We start from the raw sequence: 21,251 nt of genomic DNA on the forward strand, positions 1-21,251 counted from the left end.
GCCCGCGCGCAAGCCCGCACTGCGCGAAACGAGGACTTCCTCGAACGGCGTTCGCTTTTTTCACAATACGAGATACAATCGTTGCAACACCGCTTGACGCGTCAACCGATTCCTCCCCCGACATGAGCCAACCCACCCCGGATTCAAAAACGTCGATCCAGGTGATCGAACGCATGATGCGGTTGCTGGACGCGCTCGCCGCGCACAGTGACCCGGTCAGCCTGAAGGAACTTGCGCAGCGCACGGAGCTGCACCCGTCGACCGCGCACCGCATCCTCAACGACATGGTGACCTGCCGCCTGGTCGACCGCTCCGATCCCGGCACCTACCGCCTCGGCATGCGGCTGCTCGAGCTCGGCAATCTCGTGAAGGCGCGCCTGTCGGTGCGCGATGCGGCGCTGATGCCGATGCGCGAGTTGCACCGCCTCACCGGGCAGACCGTGAACCTGTCGGTGCGCCAGGGCGACGAGATCGTCTATATCGAGCGCGCGTACTCCGAGCGCTCGGGCATGCAGGTCGTCCGCGCGATCGGCGGCCGCGCGCCGCTGCACCTCACGTCGGTCGGCAAGCTGTTCCTCGCGGCCGACGAAACGTCGCGCGTGCGTGCCTATGCGACGCGCACGGGGCTGTCCGGCCATACGCAGAACAGCATCACCGACATCGCGAAGCTCGAGCGCGAGCTGACGATCGTCCGCCAGCAATCGTGCGCGCGCGACAACGAGGAGCTCGAGCTCGGCGTGCGCTGTATCGCGGCCGGCATCTACGACGATTCGGGCAAGCTCGTCGCGGGCCTGTCGCTGTCGGCGCCGGCCGACCGCCTGCAGGACGCGTGGCTCGGCCAGTTGAGCCGCACGGCGCTCACCATCTCGGAATCGCTCGGCTACCGGCCGGCGCCCGAGAAGGACGTGGACGGGTTGCAACGGCAGGCGTAAGCCGCGCCGTCGGCCCGGTTCCCGCTCCGGTGTGTCGCCGGACGAAAAAAGCCCCGCGATTGCGGGGCTTTTTCGTTGAGGCGATCGATACGGCGGCGAACCGCCGCACACGATCAGGTGCCGCCGCTCGGCGTGTTGGCCGCCGTCAGGCGTTCGCCGCCGCCGGCATCGAGCCAGTTGCGCAGGCGCGACGCGTCGGCGAAGCGCGAGTACTTGCCGAACGAATCGAGCAGCACCATCACCATCGGCCGGCCGTGGATCGTCGCCTGCATCACCAGGCATTCGCCCGCTTCGTTGATGAAGCCCGTCTTCTGCAGGCCGATGTCCCACGAGCCGTTGCCGCGGATCAGCGCGTTGGTGCTGTTGTAGACCAGGTTGCGCTTGCCCGTGTACACCTCGTAGGTGCGATCGGTCGAGAACTGGCGGATCATCGGGTACTGGTACGCCGCATTGACCATCTTCACGAGATCGCGCGCGCTCGACACGTTCGAGCTCGACAGGCCGGTCGAATTCTCGAAGTGCGTATCGGTCATGCCGAGCGACTTCGCCTTCGCGTTCATCGCCGCGATGAACGCCGGACGGCCGCCCGGGTAATAACGCGACAGCGCGGCGGCCGCGCGGTTTTCCGACGCCATCAGCGCGATGTGCAGCATGTCCTCGCGCGACAGCACCGAGCCGACCGACAGGCGCGAGCCCGTGCCCTTCTCGTAGTCGCGGTCTTCGTCGGTGACTTCGAGCTGGTCGGTCATCGGCGACTTCGAGTCGAGCACGACCATCGCCGTCATCAGCTTCGAGATCGACGCGATCGGCACGACCGCGTGCGAATTCTTGTCGAACAGCGGCTCGCCGGAATTCTGGTCGACGACGTACGCGACGCTGGAGCGCAGCGCGAGCGCGTCGGGCGTGTCGTGCAGGCCGAACGCCTGGCCGACCGTCGGACGGCGCGGCTGGAACGCGACCTTGCGCACCGCGCCGCGATGGCCGCCGTGCACGTTGTTCGCCGCGAGCGTCACGCGCTTTCGCGACGCTTTCGCGCGCGGCGCATCGGCCGCGGCGACCTTGGCGGATTTATCGGGGGTCGCCTTGGCCGACTTCTTCTTCGCTGACGAAGCAGGAGCGACGGCTTTTTTCTTGGCGGCTTGGGTCTTCGCAGTGGCGGCGAAGGCATCGGCAGGCGTGACGGACGCGGTGGTCGCCAGCAACGCGACTGCGACCGACACAGCCGTGCCGAGCGTCATGCTCTGCAACAATCTGCGCGGTGAAAACGATTCGGCTTTCATTGGGGTCTGGACAAAGCGGGCGGGAGGTTTCCGCAAGTGTAGTTAAAGCTGAAAAAAAGAGCAATATTAGGCACTTACCGATCGTCGTTAAACCGGAATGTAAGGGTCGGCCAACCTCCGGCCAATCGACCCTTCCGCTCCCATCGAAAAAATCCATGGGATGCACTGCCCGACAGCGCCCGTCTCCCGATTACCACACGGTTAATTGAGATAACGTCACTTCGGAGGCAATTTAAAGCGGGGAAAGTACGTATCCGGCGCTCGGCGTGCCAAAGGCGCCGGCCTCGACCGTGGCGGCGGCACGTCGCCACGGCACGCGCATCAAAACGGCGCGCTTTTCGACAGGAACAGAAGGATAACGTTCCATGGGCCTGTCAGGTTTACCTGTGCGTGATCATGGTGCGGCGCGCTTGCCCCGCCATCGTGCGCACCATCTGGGAACAAGCCTGAAACCGATTCCGAACCGCTACGATAACTCGTTGTTTTATCGATAATTTGTCGCGATTGTGCAACGCACAAAAAATACTTGACATCCGTTTTCTCTGCCCTAAAATAGGCCTCATTGCTGCGTTGCACAAAGCACGCATCGCCGAAGTTCCCCAGCGTAGTGCCCTTTACCCTGCGATCGACGCGATCGCTTTTCAGGAGCTTGACATGTCCTTGCTGACCCCCGAGCAAATCGCCGCCGCCCAGAAAGCCAACCTCGAAAGCCTGTTCGGTCTGACGACCAAGGCGTTCGAAGGCGTCGAAAAGCTGATCGAACTCAACCTGCAGGTCGTGAAGTCGACGCTGGCCGAGGGCCAGGAAAACGCGCAGCGTCTGCTGTCGGTGAAGGACGCGCAGGAACTGATCGCGCTGCAGGCGAGCCTGTCGCAGCCGGTCGCGGAAAAGGTGCTGTCGTACGGCCGTCACCTGTACGAAATCGCGTCGTCGACGCAAGCCGAGTTCGCGAAGGTTGCCGAAGCGCAATTCGAAGAGCAGAACAAGAAGGTCCAGGCACTCGTCGACAACGTCGCGAAGAACGCCCCGGCCGGTTCGGAAACGGCTGTCGCCGCACTGAAGTCGGCACTGAACGCTGCGAACACCACGTACGAAACGGTTCAGAAAGCCACGAAGCAAGCGGTCGAAATCGCTGAAACGAACTTCAACGCCGCTGCTGCCGTCGCAACGAAGGCTGCCACCGCCGCTGCCGCACGTCGTTCGAGCAAGCCGGCCGCGTAAGCGTCCCCTGCTCCTGAAAGAGCCGCGCCCAGCGCGGCTTTTTCGTTTCTGGCGCCGGAACATGGGGGCGTGGGCGAGCGGCAACGGCGCTCCGCCTTCTAGCCTGTCGCGCGCACACCAAAGAAAACGCCGCCGCCCGGATGATCCGGGCGGCGGCGTTTTTTCCGGGCCGGCGCGTGGCCGGCCGCGCCGTTCGCGTTACTTCTTGCGCTGCGGCGGCAGGTCCGTACAGACGCCTTCGTACAGCTCGGCGGCCATGCCGACAGATTCGCCGAGCGTCGGGTGCGGATGGATCGTCTTGCCGATGTCTTCCGCGTCCGCGCCCATCTCGACCGCGAGGCACACTTCGCTGATCAGGTCGCCCGCGTTCAGGCCGACGATCGCGCCGCCGATCACGCGATGGGTTTCCTCGTCGAAGATCAGTTTCGTGAAGCCTTCGTCGCGGCCGTTCGCGATCGCACGGCCCGAAGCGGCCCACGGGAACACGGCCTTGCCGTACTTGATGCCTTCGGCCTTGCACTGGTCTTCCGTCTTGCCGGCCCACGCCACTTCCGGATCGGTGTAGGCCACCGACGGAATCTGCAGCGCGTCGAAGTACGCCTTCTCGCCGTGCGCGGCTTCCGCGGCAACGTGGCCTTCGTGCACGGCCTTGTGCGCGAGCATCGGCTGGCCGACGATATCGCCGATCGCGAAGATGTGCGGCACGTTCGTGCGCATCTGCTTGTCGACCTCGATGAAGCCGCGATCCGTGACCGCGACGCCGGCCTTGTCGGCACCGATCTTCTTGCCGTTCGGGCTGCGGCCCACCGCGACGAGCACGAGGTCGTAGCGCTGCGCTTCCGCCGGCGCCTTCTCGCCCTCGAACTTCACGTAGATGCCGTCTTCCTTCGCTTCCGCGCCGACCGTCTTGGTCTTCAGCATCACGTTGCCGAAGCGCTTCGCGTTGTACTTTTCCCAGACCTTCACGAGATCGCGGTCGGCGCCCATCATCAGGCCGTCCATCATTTCGACGACGTCGATCTCGGCGCCGAGCGTCGAGTACACCGTGGCCATTTCGAGGCCGATGATGCCGCCGCCGATCACGAGCATGCGCTTGGGCAGCTGGCGCAGTTCGAGCGCGCCCGTCGAATCGACGACGCGCGGGTCTTCCGGCATGAACGGCAGCTTCACGGCCTGCGAGCCCGCGGCGATGATCGCCTGCTTGAACTTGACGACCTTCTTGCCGTTTTCGCCCTGCACTTCCATGTGGAACGGATCGACGAACGCGCCGACGCCGGTCACCACTTCGACCTTGCGTGCCTTCGCCATGCCGGCGAGGCCCGTCGTCAGCTTCTTGACGACGCCGCCCTTGAAGTCGCGCAGCTTGTCGAGATCGACTTGCGGCTTGCCGAACGTGATGCCGTGCGACGCGAGCGCCGCGGCTTCCTCGACGACGAGCGACGTATGCAGCAGTGCCTTCGACGGGATGCAACCGACGTTCAGGCACACGCCGCCGAGCGTCGAGTAGCGTTCGACGAGCACGGTCTTCATGCCGAGGTCGGCCGCGCGGAACGCGGCCGAGTAACCGCCGGGGCCGGCGCCGAGCACGAGCATGTCGCACTCGATGTCGGCCGCGCCGCTGTAGCTGCCGGCTTGCGGCGCGGGTGCCGGCGCGGCGGCCGGGGCCGGTGCAGCTGCTGCGGCCTTCGGCGCTTCGGGTGCTTTCGCGGGTGCGGGCGCGGCTGCGCCTGCCGATGCTTCGACGATGGCGATGACGGTGCCTTGCGAGACTTTCTCGCCGGCCTTGACCTTGACTTCCTTGACGGTGCCGGCGACGTCGCTGGGCACTTCCATGGAGGCTTTATCGGATTCGAGCGTGATGAGCGTTTGCTCTTTTTCGATCACGTCGCCGGGTTTCACGTTGACTTCGATGACATCGACGCCGCTGAAATCGCCGATATCCGGAACCTTGACTTCGATGAGACTCATGACTGTCCCCTTCTTGATTGACTGCAGACAGAGGGGGAGGAACCCGCGAAAGAACCTGACTACGGCCGGGCAAAAACCACAACCCTGGGCATGACCACCTTTGCCGTCCGCCCAAGGACGCGCCTTTCTTTTGGTTACTTTTCTTTGGAAGACAAAGAAAAGTGACCGCCGCCCCGCGCAGGGGCGACGCTAGCAGACCGTTAGCGCAACAGGTTCAACGAAAGGGCGTAGAGAACCAAAAACAAACCCACGCCCCCGCGAGCCACCTCCCCGCTCATCAAAGAATGATGCGACGGAAATCGCCGAGCAACGCGCCGAGATACGCATTGAACCGCGCGGCTTCCGCGCCATCGATCACGCGATGGTCATACGACAGCGACAGCGGCAGCATGAGACGCGGCACGAACTGCTTGCCGTCCCACACCGGCTTCATCTGGCCGCGCGACAACCCGAGGATCGCCACTTCCGGCGCGTTGATGATCGGCGTGAAGTTCGTCCCGCCGATCCCGCCGAGCGACGAGATCGAGAAGCAGCCGCCCTGCATCTGGTCCGGCTTCAGCTTGCCTTCGCGCGCGGCCTTCGACAGGTCGCTCATTTCCTTCGCGATGTCGACGAGGCCCTTCTTGTCCGCATCGCGGATCACCGGCACGACGAGGCCGTTCGGCGTATCGGCCGCGAAACCGACGTGGAAGTACTGCTTGAACACGAGGTTGTCGCCGTCGAGGCTCGCATTGAAGGTCGGGAATTTCTTCAGCGCGGCGACGACTGCCTTGATCACGAACGCGAGCATCGTGAACTTCACGCCCGCCTTTTCGTGCTCCTTGTTCAACTGGACGCGCAGCGCCTCGAGCTCGGTGATGTCCGCTTCGTCGTTGTTCGTGACGTGCGGAATCATCACCCAGTTGCGATGCAGGTTCGCGCCCGAGATCTTCTTGATGCGCGACAGCGGTTTCGCCTCGAACGGGCCGAACTTCGAGAAGTCGACCTTCGGCCACGGCAGCAGGTTCAGCTCGCCGCCGCCTGCCGGCGCGGCTGCCGCGCCCGGCGCCGCGCGCTGGCCCGTCATCACGCCCTTCACGAAGCCCGTGACGTCTTCCTTCGTAATGCGGCCCTTGGGACCCGAACCCTGCACGCGTGCGACGTCGACGCCGAGTTCGCGTGCGAACTTGCGGACCGACGGCGATGCGTGGCTGGCGCGGTATTCGCCCGACGGCGCGGCGGCCGGGGCGGCGGCTGCCGGTGCCGGCGCAGCCTTCGCGGGTGCGGGCGCCGGTGCAGCGGCAGGCGCGGGCGCGGCAGCGGCCGGAGCCGGTGCGCCGGCGGCTTCGAGCAGCACGATCAGCGTGCCTTCCGACACCGAATCGCCCACCTTGACCTTGATGTCCTTCACGACGCCGGCGGCCGGGCTCGGCACGTCCATCGTCGCCTTGTCCGATTCGAGCGTGACGAGCGACTGTTCCTTCTCGACCGTGTCGCCGACCTTCACGCCGATCTCGATCACCGGAACGTCCTTGTAGTCGCCGATGTCGGGCACCTTCACTTCCAGCGTGCCGCCGGATGCTGCCGGGGCGGCAGCGGGCGCAGCGGCGGCCGGCGCCGCTGCGGGAGCCGGCGCTGCTGCCGGCGCGGCCGCGCCGTTCGCCTGGGCGCCTGCGCCGCCTTCGAGCAGGACGATCAGCGAGCCTTCCGACACGGAATCGCCGACCTTGACCTTGATTTCCTTCACGACGCCGCCGACCGGGCTCGGCACGTCCATCGTCGCCTTGTCCGACTCGAGCGTGACGAGCGACTGCTCGGGCTCGACCGTATCGCCCACCTTCACGCCGATCTCGATGACCGGCACGTCCTTGTAATCGCCGATATCCGGCACCTTCACTTCGATCGCTTGACTCATCTGTTTCTGTCTCCATGGCCGCGCGCGCTCCTCGCGGGAGCGGCGCGCGGCATCACACGGCGTGTGCGTTAAACGGTCATCGGGTTGGGCTTGGACGGATCGAGGTTGTACTTGGCGATCGCGTCCGCGACCACCTTGCGCTCGATCGTGCCTTCGTCGGCCAGCGCGTTGAGCGCGGCGACGGTGACCCAGTGACGGTCGACCTCGAAGAAGTGACGCAGCTTCTCGCGGGTATCCGAACGGCCAAAGCCGTCGGTGCCCAGCACGACGAAGCGGCGATCGATCTGGCCACGGATCTGGTCGACCAGCGCACGGACGTAGTCGGTCGATGCGATGACCGGGCCCTGCGTGTCCTTCAGGCACTTCTGCACGTGCGACAGGCGACGCTCCTCGGTCGGATGGAGCAGGTTCCAGCGCTCGACCTCATGGCCTTCGCGCGCGAGTTCCGTGAAGCTCGGCACGCTCCACAGGTCGGCGGCGACGCCCCAGTCGTTCTTCAGCAGGTCGGCGGCGGCGATCACTTCGTTGAAGATCGTGCCCGCGCCGAGCAGCTGGACGCGCGGCGCCTTCTTGTCGGCGTCGGCCTTCTTGAACGCGTACATGCCCTTGATGATGTCGGCTGCCACGTGCTCGCCCTGCGGAATCGCCGGGTGCTCGTAGTTTTCGTTCATCACCGTGATGTAGTAGTACACGTCTTCCTGCTCCTGCACCATGCGGCGCAGGCCGTCCTGGATGATCACCGCGAGTTCGTAGCCGAACGTCGGGTCGTAGCTCACGCAGTTCGGCACCGAGGCCGCCCACAGCAGCGAGTGACCGTCTTCGTGCTGCAGGCCTTCGCCGTTCAGCGTCGTCCGGCCCGCCGTGCCGCCCAGCAGGAAGCCGCGCGAACGCATGTCGCCCGCGGCCCACGCGAGGTCGCCGATCCGCTGGAAGCCGAACATCGAGTAGAAGATGTAGAACGGCACCATGATCTCGCCGTGCGTCGAATACGACGTCGCCGCCGCGATCCAGTCGCACATGCCGCCCGCTTCGTTGATGCCTTCCTGCAGGATCTGGCCGGTCTGCGATTCCTTGTAGAACATCAGCTGGTCGGAATCTTCCGGCACGTACTTCTGGCCTTCCTGGTTCCAGATACCGATCTGGCGGAACAGGCCTTCCATGCCGAACGTACGCGATTCGTCCGGGACGATCGGCACGACGCGCTTGCCGAGCGCCTTGTCCTTCAGCAGGATGTTCAGGATCCGCACGAACGCCATCGTCGTCGAGATCTCGCGGCCTTCGCCCGTGCCCTTCAAGAGCGGCTCGAACGCGTCGAGCGCCGGCACCGGCAGCGACGTCGCCTTCTCGCGGCGGTGCGGCAGGTAGCCGCCGAGGTCCATGCGCTTCTGGCGCATGTATTCGAGTTCCTTCGAACCTTCCTCGAACTTGAGGTACGGCACGTCGGCGATCTGCTCGTCGGTGATCGGCAGGCGGAACTGGTCACGGAACTTCTTCAGTTGCTCGACCGGCAGCTTCTTCTGCTGGTGCGTGATGTTCATCGCCTGGCCCGACTCGCCCATCCCGTAGCCCTTGATGGTTTTCGCGAGGATGACGGTCGGCGCGCCCTTCGTGTTCGTGGCTTCGTGGAACGCCGCGTAGATCTTGTGCGGATCGTGACCGCCGCGGTTCAGCGCCCAGATGTCGTCGTCCGACCAGTCGGCGACCAGCGCCTTCAGTTCAGGCGTGTTGAAGAAGTGCTCGCGCACGTACGCGCCCGACTCCGACTTGTACGTCTGGTATTCGCCGTCGACGCACTCCATCATGCGGCGCATCAGCGCGCCCGACTTGTCGCGCGCGAACAGCGCATCCCAGCGGCTGCCCCAGATGACCTTGATCACGTTCCAGCCGGCGCCGCGGAATTCCGATTCGAGTTCCTGGATGATCTTGCCGTTGCCGCGCACCGGGCCGTCGAGACGCTGCAGGTTGCAGTTGATCACGAACACGAGGTTGTCGAGCTTCTCGCGGCTCGCCATGCCGATCGCGCCGAGCGATTCCGGCTCGTCCGTCTCGCCGTCCCCGAGGAACGCCCACACCTTGCGGCCTTCCGTCTTCGCGATGCCGCGCGACTCCAGGTACTTCATGAAGCGCGCCTGGTAGATCGCCATGATCGGGCCGAGACCCATCGACACGGTCGGGAACTGCCAGAAATCCGGCATCAGCCACGGGTGCGGGTACGACGAGATGCCCTTGCCGTCGACTTCCTGGCGGAAATTGTCGAGCTGCTCTTCCGACAGACGGCCGAGCAGGAACGCGCGCGAGTACACGCCCGGCGACGAGTGGCCCTGCACGAACACGAGATCGCCGCCGTGCTGGTCGGACGCTGCGTGCCAGAAGTGGTTGTAGCCGACGTCATAGAGCGTCGCGGCCGACGCGAACGACGCGATGTGGCCGCCGACGTTCGTGTCCTTGCCTGCGCGCAGCACCATCGCCAGCGCGTTCCAGCGCGTGTACGAACGGATGCGGTGCTCGATGTCCTGGTCGCCCGGAATCTTCGCCTGGGCTTCGACCGGAATCGTGTTGATGTACGGGGTATTGGCGGAGAACGGCAGGTGTTCGCCGTGCATGCGGGCGAATTCGATCTGCTTTTCGATCAGGTAATGCGCACGGCCAGTGCCCACGGAGGAGATCACGCCATCGAGCGACTCCAGCCACTCGACGGTTTCTTGCGGGTCGTCGTCACGTTCGGCGGCGACATATTTCATCACTTCGTTCGGTACAGCGGACATTCTCGTCTCCTGGGTCCTGGAATGTGAGGATCGCTCTCGTGCAGACGACGCGACGCGGCCGGCTGCGGGCAAGCTCCAGCGGATTGTAATGAGCGTGGACGGGCCCGCGCAACAAAATTTTCGAATTGTGAGATCTTTTCTCGTAATGCGGAATATTGCTGCGCTGCACCCATATTTCGGGGCTCTCCGGCACGTCTCGTCGGAACAAAACCGTTTCCGTTCAACATATCCGGTATAGGTTTTCCATGTATTGCGCTGCGCTACAATCCTGCCATGTTGACCGATCGGCTTTTCGCACGCTCGGCGCGACCGCCGGGCCCGCCGGCGGAGTCGCAGCCGTCCCGTTGGCACCACGGACCGTGGTGGTCCAATTCCTATTTGCTGACGCCGCTGCTGTCGATCCTGGTGTTCCTCGTGGTGATGAGCCTCATCCTGTGGAGCCTGAACCGGCGCGAACAGCAGCAGCAGGAAGACACCCTGTTTCGCAACGTCGCGTGGGCCCAGCAGCAGATCCGCCTGTCGATGACGGGCGCGCAGGAACAGTTGCAGGCGCTGTCGCGCGATCTCGCGTCCGGCCGTCTCGACCAGAATGCATTCCAGATGGCCGTCGCGGACGTGATGCAGACGCATCCGGAAATCCTTTACCTGAACTGGTATACGGCGCCCGGCGTGCAACGCTGGCCCACCGTGCATCCGCCACTGCTCGGCCAGCGCCTCGCGAAGCCCGGCGACGCGCAGATGCAGGACGCCGTGCGCGGCGCGTACGACGAGGCGCGCAGCACGCGCCGCCAGGCCTATTCGCCGCTGATCTACGACGACTTCGGTAACGGCTTCATCACGTTGCAGACGCCCGTGATGCGCGGCGACCGCGACTATCTTGGCTCGATCGCCGCGGTGTTCTCGGTCGAGGGCATCCTGAAGCACGACATCCCGCAGGAACTGTCGTCGAAGTACAAGATCTCGATCACCGATTCGAACAACCGCGAACTGTCGTCCACGTCGACACGCCCGCGCCTGCCGCGCGACTCCCACTACGATCTGCCGCTCGACCCGCCCGGCCAGGGGCTGACGGTGCGCGTGTATGCGTTCCCGCAGCTCACCAACCTGACCAACAACACGCTCGTGTGGCTCGTCGCCGGCCTGTCGTGCTTCGTGCTGTGGAGCCTCTGGAGCCTGTGGAAGCACACGCGCCAGCGCTTCGAGGCGCAGCAGGCGCTGTACGCGGAAGCGTTCTTCCGCCGCGCGATGGAAAACTCGGTGCTGATCGGCATGCGCGTGCTCGACATGCACGGCCGCATCACGCACGTGAACCCTGCCTTCTGCCGGATGACGGGCTGGGACGAAACCGATCTCGTCGGCAAGGTCGCACCGTTCCCGTACTGGCCGCGCGACGCGTACCCGGAAATGCAGCGCCAGCTCGACATGACGCTGCGCGGCAAGGCGCCGAGCTCGGGCTTCGAGCTGCGCGTGCGGCGCAAGAACGGCACGCTGTTCCATGCGCGCCTGTACGTGTCGCCGCTGATCGACAGCTCGGGCCGCCAGACCGGCTGGATGTCGTCGATGACCGACATCACCGAGCCGAAGCGCGCACGCGAGGAACTCGCCGCCGCGCACGAACGCTTCACGACGGTGCTCGAAAGCCTCGACGCCGCGGTGTCGGTGCTCGCCGCCGACGAAGCCGAGCTGCTGTTCGCGAACCGCTACTACCGCCACCTGTTCGGCATTCGTCCGGACGGCCACCTGGAGCTGTCGGGCGGCGGCTTCGACCGCGCGCAGGCGTCGTCCGACTCGATCGACATGGTCGACGCGTTCGCGGGGCTGCCGGCCGCCGCGCTGACGAGCAGCACCGCCGATGCGCAGGAGGTGTACGTCGAGAGCATCCAGAAGTGGTTCGAGGTGCGCCGCCAGTACATCCAGTGGGTGGACGGCCACCTCGCGCAGATGCAGATCGCGACCGACATCACGACCCGCAAGAAAGCGCAGGAGCTCGCCCATCAGCAGGAAGAAAAGCTGCAGTTCACGAGCCGATTGATGACGATGGGTGAAATGGCGTCGTCGATTGCTCACGAATTGAATCAGCCGCTCGCCGCGATCAACAACTACTGCTCGGGTACGCTCGCGCTCGTGAAGAGCGGCCGCGGCACGCCCGAGACGCTGCAGCCCGCGCTGGAAAAGACCGCGCAGCAGGCGCTGCGCGCGGGGATGATCGTCAAGCGGATCCGCGAATTCGTGAAGCGCAGCGAGCCGAAGCGCCAGCCGGCACGGGTCGCGGACATCGTCGCCGATGCGGTCGGGCTGGCCGAAATCGAGGCCAGAAAGCGCAGGATCCGGATCGTCACGGAAATCCTCGCAAGAATGCCTATTATTTATGTCGACCCCGTGCTGATCGAACAGGTGCTGATGAACCTGATGAAGAACGCAGCCGAGGCGATGGCCGACGTGAAGCCGGCGTCGGCGGACGGCGTGATCCGCGTCGTCGCCGATATCGATGCGGGCTTCGTCGACATCCGTGTGATCGACCAGGGCCCGGGCGTCGACGAAGCGACCGCCGAGCGCCTGTTCGAACCGTTTTACAGCACCAAGTCCGATGGCATGGGCATGGGGCTGAACATCTGCCGTTCGATCATCGAATCGCATCGGGGGCGTCTGTGGGTGGTCAACAACGTCGAGCCGGATGGCCGCATTTCCGGCGCGACGTTCCACTGCAGCCTGCCCATTGGGGAACCCGCTGATCTCGGCCAAGGGGGGCGCGAGGCATCGGCATCACATACCGTTACGGGAGAACTATGAATAGCCCTGTCACCACCACTCAGGAAACCGTCTTTGTCGTCGACGACGACGAGGCCGTACGGGACTCGCTGCGCTGGCTGCTGGAGGCGAACGGCTATCGCGTGCAATGCTTCTCGAGCGCCGAGCAGTTCCTCGATGCCTACCAGCCGGCGCAGCAGGCCGGCCAGATCGCGTGCCTGATCCTCGACGTGCGGATGTCGGGCATGAGCGGCCTCGAATTGCAGGAACGCCTGATCGCCGACAATGCCGCGCTGCCGATCATCTTCGTCACGGGTCACGGCGACGTGCCGATGGCCGTGTCGACGATGAAAAAGGGTGCGATGGACTTTATCGAGAAACCGTTCGACGAAGCCGAGCTGCGCAAGCTCGTCGAGCGGATGCTCGACAAGGCCCGAAGCGAAAGCAAGAGCGTCCAGGAACAGCGTGCCGCGAGCGAACGCCTGTCGAAGCTGACCGCGCGCGAGCAGCAGGTGCTGGAGCGGATCATCGCCGGCCGCCTGAACAAGCAGATCGCCGACGACCTCGGCATCAGCATCAAGACGGTCGAGGCGCACCGCGCGAACATCATGGAAAAGCTCAACGTCAACACGGTGGCCGACCTGCTGCGCCTCGCGCTGTCGAAGAAGCAGGCCTGAGCGGGTGCTCCGGCCGCGGCGGCACGGCCCGCCCGGCCCGCAACCGGTATTTGCCGCCCCGCGCGATGCGGCCCACTCGCGCGGCGGCGGCCGTTCCTCCCGGCGCGCACGCGCCGCGGCCATGACGCTTCCCGTTGATTCGCTGTCGGACGGCAGCAGGCGAACGGTATAATTACGTGCTTTGCTACGGCGCTTCGCGCGTCGTACGCCCGCATTCCAACTTCCCGGCAGGACCCACCACCATGACAGCCCTCCTCATCGACGGCAACGCCCTCTCGAAGACCCTGCGCGGTCAGGCCGCCGAGCGCGCCGCCGCACTGACCGCCCGCGGCCACCAGCCCGGTCTCGCGGTGATCCTCGTCGGCGAAAATCCGGCGAGCGAAGTCTACGTGCGCAACAAGATCAAGGCGTGCGAGGACAACGGCTTCTTCTCGCTGAAGGATGCGTACCCGGCCACGCTGTCCGAAGCCGACCTGCTCGCGCGCATCGACGAACTGAACCGCGACCCGAAGATCCACGGCATCCTCGTCCAGTTGCCGCTGCCCGCGCACATCGACAGCCACAAGGTGATCGAGGCGATCGCGCCGGAAAAGGACGTCGACGGCTTTCACGTCGCGAACGCCGGCGCGCTGATGACCGGCAAGCCACTGTTCCGCCCGTGCACGCCGTACGGCGTGATGAAGATGTTCGAAGCGCACGGCATTGCGCTGCAGGGCGCGAACGCGGTCGTGATCGGCCGCTCGAACATCGTCGGCAAGCCGATGGCGATGATGCTGCTCGACGCCGGCGCGACCGTGACGATTTGCCACAGCAAGACGCGCGACCTCGCCGCGCATACGCGCGAGGCCGACATCGTGGTCGCCGCGGTCGGCAAGCGCAACATCCTGACCGCCGACATGGTGAAGCCGGGCGCGACGGTGATCGACGTCGGCATGAACCGTGACGACGCAGGCAAGCTGTGCGGCGACGTCGATTTCGCGGGCGTGAAGGAAGTCGCCGGCTACATCACGCCGGTGCCGGGCGGCGTCGGTCCGATGACCATCACGATGCTGCTGATCAACACGATCGAATCCGCCGAACGCGCCGCGGCCGCCGCGGCCTGACGCGCCACCCGCCCAGCCGGCGCGCGCTTCCGTGCGCCGGTGTCTCGCCAGCCGCAATCGCCCGGCTGCATCGCGCCAGCCGGCGCGCCCCGCTGCGCATCCGACCCTGCGTCAATCGCGTCATTAGAAACTAACGATTGGAAAGCGCACGATGCGCCCCAATAATGTCGGTATCGGGCGCGTTCGCGCGCCGCCGCCGTTACCCTTTTCATCCCGGTTCATCCGGCAACAGACAGGGAGTCTTATGTCCGCCAGCGCCAACACCAATCCGCTCCTCGACTTCTCCGGCCTGCCCCGTTTCGGCGAGATCCGCCCGGAACACGTGACGCCCGCGCTCGATACGCTGCTCGATGCCGCCAGCCGCGCCGTCGAAGCCGCGAGCGCGAGCGACACGCCGTCGACGTGGGCCGCCGTCGTCGAGACGGTCGAGCGGGCCACGGAGCCGCTCGGCCGCGCATGGGGCATCGTCGGCCACCTGAATGCGGTCGCCGACACGCCCGAACTGCGGGCTACGTACGGTGAAAACCTGCCGCGCGTGACCGAATTCTGGTCGAGCGTCGGCCAGAATCTCGCGCTGTACGAAAAGTACAAGGCGATCGCCGCGAGCGCCGAATACGCGACGCTGTCGGCCGAGCGCAAGAAGATCCTCGACAATGCGCTGCGCGACTTCCGCCTGTCGGGCGCCGAGCTGCCGGAGGACCAGAAGCCGCGCTTCGCGGAACTGCAGGAACAGCAGGCCGCGCTGTCGAAGGCGTTCTCCGATCACGTGCTCGACGCGACCAACGCGTACGCGTACTTCGCCCACGACGAAGCCGAGCTGGCCGGCCTGCCCGGCGACGCGATCGAGGCCGCCCGCGAAGCCGCGCAGAAGGACGGCAAGGAAGGCTGGAAATTCACGCTGCATTTCCCGTCGTACTTCCCGGTGCTGCAGTACGCGGACAACCGCGCGCTGCGCGAGACGCTCTACCGCGCCTATGCGACGCGCGCGTCGGAGCTCGGGCCGCAATACGGCGACGGCAAGGCCGAATGGGACAACACGGCGATCGTCGCCGACGAGCTGAAGCTGCGCCGCGAAGAGGCGCAGATGCTCGGCTACCGCAATTTCGCCGAAGTGTCGCTCGCGCCGAAGATGGCCGAATCGCCGCAGCAGGTGATCGCATTCCTCGAGGATCTCGCGACGCGCGCCCGCCCGCACGCGGACAAGGACTGGGACGAACTGCGCACGTTCGCCGCGAAGGAGCTCGGCCTCGCCGAACTCGCCCCGTGGGACGTCGCGTACGCGGCCGAAAAACTCCGCCAGCAGCGCTATGCGTTCTCGGAAAACGAGGTCAAGCAGTACTTCCCGGAACCGGCCGCGCTGAAGGGCCTGTTCACCGTCACCGAAACGCTGTTCGGCGTGCGGATCAAGCCGGACGACGCGCCGGTGTGGCACAAGGACGTGCGCTTCTTCCGCGTCGAGAACCGCGACGGCTCGCTCGTCGCGCAGTTCTACCTCGACCTGTACGCCCGCGAAGGCAAGCGCGGCGGCGCGTGGATGGACGACGCGCGGTCGCGCGCGAAGCGCGGCGGCGACGTGCAAACGCCCGTTGCGTACCTGACCTGCAACTTCTCCGCGCCGGTCGGCGGCAAACCCGCGTGCTTCACGCACGATGAAGTCATCACGCTGTTCCATGAATTCGGCCACGGGCTGCACCACATGCTCACGCGCGTCGACGAGCTCGGCGTGTCGGGCATCAACGGCGTCGAATGGGATGCGGTCGAACTGCCGTCGCAGTTCATGGAAAACTTCTGCTGGGAATGGGACGTGCTGTCGTCGATGTCGTCGCACGTCGACACGGGTGCGTCGCTGCCGCGCGAACTGTTCGACAAGATGATCGCCGCGAAGAACTTCCAGAGCGGGCTCGGCACGCTGCGCCAGATCGTGTTCTCGATGTTCGACATGCTGCTGCACGTCGACTTCGACCCGGCCGGCACCACCGGCGTGACCGCGTTCGCACGCGAGATCAACGAGCGCTATCACGTGATCCCGCAGGCGCCGTTCTCGCGCTGGCCGAACACGTTCAGCCACATCTTCGCGGGCGGCTATGCGGCCGGCTACTACAGCTACAAGTGGGCCGAAGTGCTGTCGGCCGATGCGTACGCGGCGTTCGAGGAAGCGGCCGCCGCCAGCGGCAGCGTGCTCGACGCGGCAACCGGCACGCGCTATCGCCGCGAAATCCTCGAGGTCGGCGGCAGCCGTCCAGCGATGGAATCGTTCAAGGCGTTCCGCGGCCGCGAGCCGCAGATCGACGCGCTGCTGCGCCACAACGGGATGGCCGCGTCCGCGCACTGAGCGCGCGTAGCCCGGCTCGTCCGGCCGCATCGACAGGCACCGCTTCGGCGGTGCCTTTTTCATGGCGCGGACGTGCCGTCGCCCACTTCGTCGTCGAACAGCAGGAATTGCCCGTGGCGCTCGGCCGTGTCCTCGTCGATGCGCACGCCGACGCCCAGCAGCCGAACCGGCTGCGCGCGCCGCAGCAACCCCTTCGCGAGCAGCGTGACGGCCGTCTCGGCGTTAGTCGCATCGGCCACGCACTCGACCGTCGTGCGCTGGAAATCGGCGAAGCGGATCTTCACGTACAGCTTGCGGATCGACCGCACGGCGCCCGCGCGCTCGATCCGCGCGTCGAGTTGCACGACGAGGCGGCGGATTTCGTCCGCGCATTGCTCGAGCGTCGTCAGGTCGGTCACGTAGGTCGTCTCGACGCTGACCGACTTGCGCTCCTGGTCGGCCTGCACCGGCCGCTCGTCGATCCCGCGCGACAGCTGGTACAACCGCCGCCCGAACGCGCCGAACTCGCGGTGCAGGTCGATCAGCGGCCAGTCGCGCAACTGCGCGCAGGTCTGGATGCCGAGCCGGTCGAGCCGCGTGGCCGTCACCTTGCCGACGCCGTGCAGCTTGCGCACCGGCAGCGCCGCGACGAACGCATCGATCTCGTGCGGCCGCACGACGAACAGCCCGTCGGGCTTGTTCCAGTCGGACGCGATCTTCGCGATGAACTTGTTCGGCGCAACGCCCGCCGACACGGTTACGCCGACCGTCTCGCGCACCCGCTCGCGGATCTCGCGCGCAATCAGCGTCGCACTGCCCTGGCAACGTTCGGACCCGCTGACGTCGAGATAGGCTTCGTCGAGCGACAGCGGCTCGACGTCCGGCGTGTAGTCGCGATAGATCGCCATGATCTGCCGCGACGCCGCGCGATACTTGTCCATCGCGGACGGCAGGATCAGCAGGTCCGGACACTTGCGCATCGCCAGCGCCGACGACATCGCCGAATGCACGCCGTAGCGCCGCGCCTCGTAGTTGCAGGTCGCAATCACGCCGCGCTGGTCGGGACGGCCACCGACCGCGAGCGGCCGGTTGCGCAGCGACGGGTCGTCGCGCATCTCGACCGACGCGTAGAAGCAGTCGCAGTCGCAATGAATGATCTTGCGCATGCGCGGCGGCGCGTCGCCGGGCGGCGGCGCGTGCGGATCGGCAGGCGGAATGGTGGTCGGGCTCACGGTGCCGATACTGTACAAAAACACAGTGCCGGTTTCAACTGCCGCGTGCGGCCGAAGCCGGCCGCCCGTAGCCGGCCACGCGCAACCGGCTGCGCCGTACCGGCCCGGTTCGCGCGGATCGTACCGGCCGGGCACGGGCAGCGACACCTATACTCGTCTGCCGCGAGACACGAAACGCAAAGGTGACGGATGAAGACGATCGGACTGATCGGCGGCATGAGCTGGGAATCGTCGGCCGAGTACTACCGGATGATCAACCGGCACTCGAAGGCATTGCACGGCGGGCATCACAACGCGAAGAGCGTGCTGGTCACGGTCGACTTCGCCGACATCGAGGCGCTGCAACGCACGCACGACTGGGCCGCGCTCGGCGAGCGGATGGCCGACGCCGCGCGGCAACTCGAAGCAGCGGGCGCCGACCTCGTCGTCCTGACGACCAATACGATGCATCGGGTGCACGACGCGATCGAGGCCGCGGTGACACTGCCGTTCCTGCACATCGCCGATCCGACCGGCAGCGCGCTGCGCGCCGCGGGCGTCGAGCGCGTCGCGCTGCTCGGCACGCGCTACACGATGGAGTTGCCGTTCTACGCGGCGCGGCTGCGCGAGAAGTTCGGGCTCGACGTGCTGGTGCCGGACGAACCCGGGCGCGACGACGTGCACCGGATCATCTACGACGAGCTGTGCCACGGCGTCATCTCGGCGCAATCGCGCGCGACGTACGTGTCGATCATCGACGCACTGGCCACGCGCGGCGCACAGGCGGTGATCCTCGGCTGCACGGAAATCACGCTGCTGATCGGTGCGGACGACTCGCCGCTGCCGGTATTCGATACGACCGCGCTGCATGCGAAAGCGGCCGTCGAGTGGGCGGCGCGCTGAACGACACACGCCGTCGCGTACCGACACGCGTCGCCGAATGGCGTCGCCGCATTGTTTCGTGCGCCGGGATTCACTCTCCCGACGTACGCGTCGCGGCTCGCCCGACGCCCCGCTCTCGCCCGTCACACGGGGCCCGGCACGAACGACCCGCGCATCACGCGCCCGGTTCACACGGACGCGTCGACACGACGGCTTGTCCCTTGGTAATAAAGTGACTGCAAATTGGTACGCGAGCAGCGCCACCGCAATCGACGCTGCTCGTCGCGGTCTCTTTTTCCACCAACGGGAAACAGGAACATGAAAAGACTCAGCACCGTATTCGGCGCGCTGCTTGCCGTGTCGGCCACGCTCAACGCGCATGCCGACCCGAATATCGCCGCATCGGCCGCCACGACGCCCAGCGACGGCTTCGATCGCATGACGTGGGACATCACGCCTGAAGTCGTGCCGACCGAGGTCAACGCCAGCTACTACTGGGCCAACCAGTTGTCGTCGCAACATGGCGGGCACGCGATGTACACCGGCATCCAGCCGCGCACCCGCGGCACCAACGTGGTGATCTTCAGCGCGTTCGGCACCGGCACGGCGCCGCTGTCGGCGAATTGCCGCGGCGGCGCCGACGGCGGTTCCGGCACGTCGTGCTCGATCGCCTACCCGTGGAAAACCGGCCATGCCTATCGGCTGCAGGTCACCGTGACGCAGGCCAATCGCAGCGATGGGCGCTCGACCGTCGACGGCTTCATCACGGACGTCGCCACCGGCGCCACGACGCCGACCGGCAGCATCGCGGTGCCGGCGGACTGGGGCGGCCTGTCGAGTTCGGCTTACCTGTTCGACGAATACTTTCCGTTCAATGCTGCGTCGAAGGACCCGATGCAGCGGCCATGCGTGCCGTACGCGCGCTACATGACGTCACTGCCGCATTTCTACCTGAAGGACGTCGACTACCCGACGACCGAGCGGTCGATCCGGCTGAATACGGGGAAGGACAAGTGCGCGGTACTGTCGGGCACGCCGAACGCACGGGCCACGCTGGTCAACACGACGACCTATCAGCTCGAGAACGGCTTCCTGCCCGGGAGCCCGGGCGCGCCGAAATAACAGGCGGACGCGGAAAACAAAAAACCCGGCACGGAGCCGGGTTTTTCGTGGACGAAGTGCGCATCGGTCAATTGCGCCGCACATCGTCTGGTGTGCTTGGTTGCGGGGACAGGATTTGAACCTGTGACCTTCGGGTTATGAGCCCGACGAGCTGCCAGACTGCTCCACCCCGCGTCAGAGAAATAAATTATAGGGTGAGGAAGTACTCACGTCAATACTTTTGTCACAATTTCCGGTTCTGCTGCCCGAGCGGCGATGCGTGACACATGCGCGAGCCTGCATGACCTTGTGCGTTCGCACCCCATGCTCGCGGTAAGATGGCGGCCTTCGCATTCACGCCGCACGCACCCTCCCGTTCATGAAAATCGCCACCTGGAACGTCAATTCGCTCAACGTCCGCAAACAGCACGTGCTCGACTGGCTCGCGCAAAGCGGCACCGACGTACTGTGCCTGCAGGAGCTGAAGCTGCCGGACGAGAAATTCCCGCGCGCCGATCTCGAGGCGGCCGGCTACCGCAGCTGGTTCACGGGCCAGAAGACCTACAACGGTGTCGCGATCCTCGCGCGCGACACGCTCGTCGTCGACGAATCGGACGTCGTGCGCAACATCCCCGGCTTCGACGATCCGCAGCAGCGCGTGATCGCCGCGACGGTCGACGGCGTGCGCATCGTGTCCGCCTACTTCCCGAACGGCCAGGCGCTCGACTCCGACAAGTTCGTCTACAAGATGCAGTGGCTCGACGCGCTGCAGGCGTGGCTGCGCACCGAGCTGCAACGCTACCCGAAGCTCGCGCTGCTCGGCGACTACAACATCGCGCCGGAAGACCGCGACGTGCACGATCCGGCGAAATGGGAAGGCCAGAACCTCGTGTCGCCGCAGGAGCGCGCGCACTTCGCGCAGCTGATCGAACTCGGCTTCGTCGATGCGTTCCGCCGCTTCGAGCAGCCCGAGAAAACCTTCACGTGGTGGGACTACCGGATGATGGCATTCCGCCGCAACGCGGGGCTGCGCATCGACCACATCCTGCTGTCGCCGGAACTCGCGGCGACCTGCGCGTCGTGCGAAGTCGATCGCACGCCGCGCACGTGGGAACAGCCGTCCGACCACACGCCCGTCGTCGCGATCGTCGGCTGATC

15 protein-coding genes and 1 tRNA gene are annotated in these 21,251 nt (G+C 65.8%); 9 read left to right on the top strand and 7 right to left on the bottom strand.

Annotated elements, in window-relative coordinates; all coding sequences use genetic code 11:
* Positions 1–122: 122 nt before the first annotated feature.
* The gene (locus tag KU887_RS11385; protein ID WP_006478384.1) at positions 123–932 is read left to right on the top strand and encodes an IclR family transcriptional regulator; all 810 of its coding nucleotides are present in this window, start codon (positions 123–125) and stop codon (positions 930–932) included.
* A 113-nt stretch (positions 933–1,045) separates the two neighbouring features.
* Here the strand turns inward: KU887_RS11385 and pbpG are convergent, their stop codons facing one another.
* Together pbpG and KU887_RS11395 are read right to left on the bottom strand one after the other, a co-directional pair.
* Positions 1,046–2,212 (bottom strand): D-alanyl-D-alanine endopeptidase, encoded by a 1,167-nt coding sequence (pbpG, locus tag KU887_RS11390; protein ID WP_006481981.1) that lies wholly within the window; start codon positions 2,210–2,212, stop codon positions 1,046–1,048.
* Between the two features lie 232 nt (positions 2,213–2,444).
* Positions 2,445–2,579: a hypothetical protein gene (locus KU887_RS11395; RefSeq protein WP_258250063.1), complete on the bottom strand. Its 135-nt coding sequence runs from the start codon at positions 2,577–2,579 to the stop codon at positions 2,445–2,447.
* A 287-nt stretch (positions 2,580–2,866) separates the two neighbouring features.
* Between KU887_RS11395 and KU887_RS11400 the strand changes: the two genes are divergently transcribed.
* A complete protein-coding gene (locus KU887_RS11400) occupies positions 2,867–3,433 on the top strand; it encodes a phasin family protein (RefSeq protein ID WP_006481973.1) in 567 nt (188 codons plus the stop codon).
* A gap of 198 nt (positions 3,434–3,631) precedes the next feature.
* On the opposite strand, the gene lpdA is transcribed toward KU887_RS11400, so the two are convergent.
* From lpdA to aceE, 3 genes are all read right to left on the bottom strand, one after another.
* Entirely contained in the window at positions 3,632–5,401 is a 1,770-nt protein-coding gene (gene lpdA / locus KU887_RS11405) for a dihydrolipoyl dehydrogenase (RefSeq protein ID WP_006481971.1), read from the bottom strand.
* Between the two features lie 277 nt (positions 5,402–5,678).
* The gene (aceF, locus tag KU887_RS11410) at positions 5,679–7,295 is read right to left on the bottom strand and encodes a dihydrolipoyllysine-residue acetyltransferase (RefSeq protein WP_080332024.1); all 1,617 of its coding nucleotides are present in this window, start codon (positions 7,293–7,295) and stop codon (positions 5,679–5,681) included.
* A 68-nt stretch (positions 7,296–7,363) separates the two neighbouring features.
* On the bottom strand, positions 7,364–10,060 hold the full coding sequence (gene aceE / locus KU887_RS11415; protein WP_006482558.1) for a pyruvate dehydrogenase (acetyl-transferring), homodimeric type: 2,697 nt from the start codon (positions 10,058–10,060) through the stop codon (positions 7,364–7,366).
* A 273-nt stretch (positions 10,061–10,333) separates the two neighbouring features.
* Between aceE and fixL the strand changes: the two genes are divergently transcribed.
* The 4 genes from fixL to KU887_RS11435 all read left to right on the top strand — a co-directional run bounded on the left by fixL (position 10,334) and on the right by KU887_RS11435 (position 16,920).
* A complete protein-coding gene (fixL, locus tag KU887_RS11420; protein WP_012492712.1) occupies positions 10,334–12,850 on the top strand; it encodes an oxygen sensor histidine kinase FixL in 2,517 nt (838 codons plus the stop codon).
* Positions 12,847–13,485, top strand: coding sequence for an oxygen response regulator transcription factor FixJ (gene fixJ / locus KU887_RS11425; RefSeq protein WP_006493245.1), 639 nt, complete (start codon positions 12,847–12,849; stop codon positions 13,483–13,485). The genes fixL and fixJ overlap by 4 nt, the downstream gene beginning before the upstream one ends.
* A gap of 242 nt (positions 13,486–13,727) precedes the next feature.
* Complete coding sequence (folD, locus tag KU887_RS11430; RefSeq protein ID WP_006482550.1) at positions 13,728–14,588, top strand: bifunctional methylenetetrahydrofolate dehydrogenase/methenyltetrahydrofolate cyclohydrolase FolD; 861 nt, start codon at positions 13,728–13,730, stop codon at positions 14,586–14,588.
* A gap of 244 nt (positions 14,589–14,832) precedes the next feature.
* Positions 14,833–16,920, top strand: coding sequence for a M3 family metallopeptidase (locus tag KU887_RS11435; RefSeq protein ID WP_258250065.1), 2,088 nt, complete (start codon positions 14,833–14,835; stop codon positions 16,918–16,920).
* Positions 16,921–16,979: 59 nt separating this feature from the next.
* On the opposite strand, the gene dinB is transcribed toward KU887_RS11435, so the two are convergent.
* Entirely contained in the window at positions 16,980–18,155 is a 1,176-nt protein-coding gene (dinB, locus tag KU887_RS11440) for a DNA polymerase IV (protein ID WP_006482551.1), read from the bottom strand.
* Between the two features lie 165 nt (positions 18,156–18,320).
* Here dinB and KU887_RS11445 point away from each other — a divergent pair, with 165 nt between their 5' ends.
* On the top strand, positions 18,321–19,013 hold the full coding sequence (locus tag KU887_RS11445; RefSeq protein WP_006482553.1) for an aspartate/glutamate racemase family protein: 693 nt from the start codon (positions 18,321–18,323) through the stop codon (positions 19,011–19,013).
* A gap of 297 nt (positions 19,014–19,310) precedes the next feature.
* Entirely contained in the window at positions 19,311–20,114 is an 804-nt protein-coding gene (locus KU887_RS11450; protein WP_048984728.1) for a DUF3472 domain-containing protein, read from the top strand.
* A gap of 97 nt (positions 20,115–20,211) precedes the next feature.
* Here the strand turns inward: KU887_RS11450 and KU887_RS11455 are convergent.
* A tRNA-Met gene (locus tag KU887_RS11455) sits at positions 20,212–20,288 on the bottom strand.
* Positions 20,289–20,472: 184 nt separating this feature from the next.
* Here KU887_RS11455 and xth point away from each other — a divergent pair.
* Entirely contained in the window at positions 20,473–21,249 is a 777-nt protein-coding gene (gene xth, locus KU887_RS11460; protein WP_006482552.1) for an exodeoxyribonuclease III, read from the top strand.
* The last annotated feature ends 2 nt before the right edge of the window (positions 21,250–21,251 follow it).

The organism is Burkholderia sp. EMB26 (assembly GCF_024730645.1).
Taxonomy (GTDB): domain Bacteria; phylum Pseudomonadota; class Gammaproteobacteria; order Burkholderiales; family Burkholderiaceae; genus Burkholderia; species Burkholderia cenocepacia.

What these genes read in the sequence shown, in the direction of transcription:
- KU887_RS11385 (WP_006478384.1), top strand. Translation starts at nt 123, where the DNA reads ATGAGCCAACCCACCCCGGATTCAAAAACGTCGATCCAGGTGATCGAA.
- pbpG (WP_006481981.1), bottom strand. Translation starts at nt 2,212, where the DNA reads ATGAAAGCCGAATCGTTTTCACCGCGCAGATTGTTGCAGAGCATGACG.
- KU887_RS11395 (WP_258250063.1), bottom strand. Translation starts at nt 2,579, where the DNA reads ATGGAACGTTATCCTTCTGTTCCTGTCGAAAAGCGCGCCGTTTTGATG.
- KU887_RS11400 (WP_006481973.1), top strand. Translation starts at nt 2,867, where the DNA reads ATGTCCTTGCTGACCCCCGAGCAAATCGCCGCCGCCCAGAAAGCCAAC.
- lpdA (WP_006481971.1), bottom strand. Translation starts at nt 5,401, where the DNA reads ATGAGTCTCATCGAAGTCAAGGTTCCGGATATCGGCGATTTCAGCGGC.
- aceF (WP_080332024.1), bottom strand. Translation starts at nt 7,295, where the DNA reads ATGAGTCAAGCGATCGAAGTGAAGGTGCCGGATATCGGCGATTACAAG.
- aceE (WP_006482558.1), bottom strand. Translation starts at nt 10,060, where the DNA reads ATGTCCGCTGTACCGAACGAAGTGATGAAATATGTCGCCGCCGAACGT.
- fixL (WP_012492712.1), top strand. Translation starts at nt 10,334, where the DNA reads ATGTTGACCGATCGGCTTTTCGCACGCTCGGCGCGACCGCCGGGCCCG.
- fixJ (WP_006493245.1), top strand. Translation starts at nt 12,847, where the DNA reads ATGAATAGCCCTGTCACCACCACTCAGGAAACCGTCTTTGTCGTCGAC.
- folD (WP_006482550.1), top strand. Translation starts at nt 13,728, where the DNA reads ATGACAGCCCTCCTCATCGACGGCAACGCCCTCTCGAAGACCCTGCGC.
- KU887_RS11435 (WP_258250065.1), top strand. Translation starts at nt 14,833, where the DNA reads ATGTCCGCCAGCGCCAACACCAATCCGCTCCTCGACTTCTCCGGCCTG.
- KU887_RS11445 (WP_006482553.1), top strand. Translation starts at nt 18,321, where the DNA reads ATGAAGACGATCGGACTGATCGGCGGCATGAGCTGGGAATCGTCGGCC.
- KU887_RS11450 (WP_048984728.1), top strand. Translation starts at nt 19,311, where the DNA reads ATGAAAAGACTCAGCACCGTATTCGGCGCGCTGCTTGCCGTGTCGGCC.
- xth (WP_006482552.1), top strand. Translation starts at nt 20,473, where the DNA reads ATGAAAATCGCCACCTGGAACGTCAATTCGCTCAACGTCCGCAAACAG.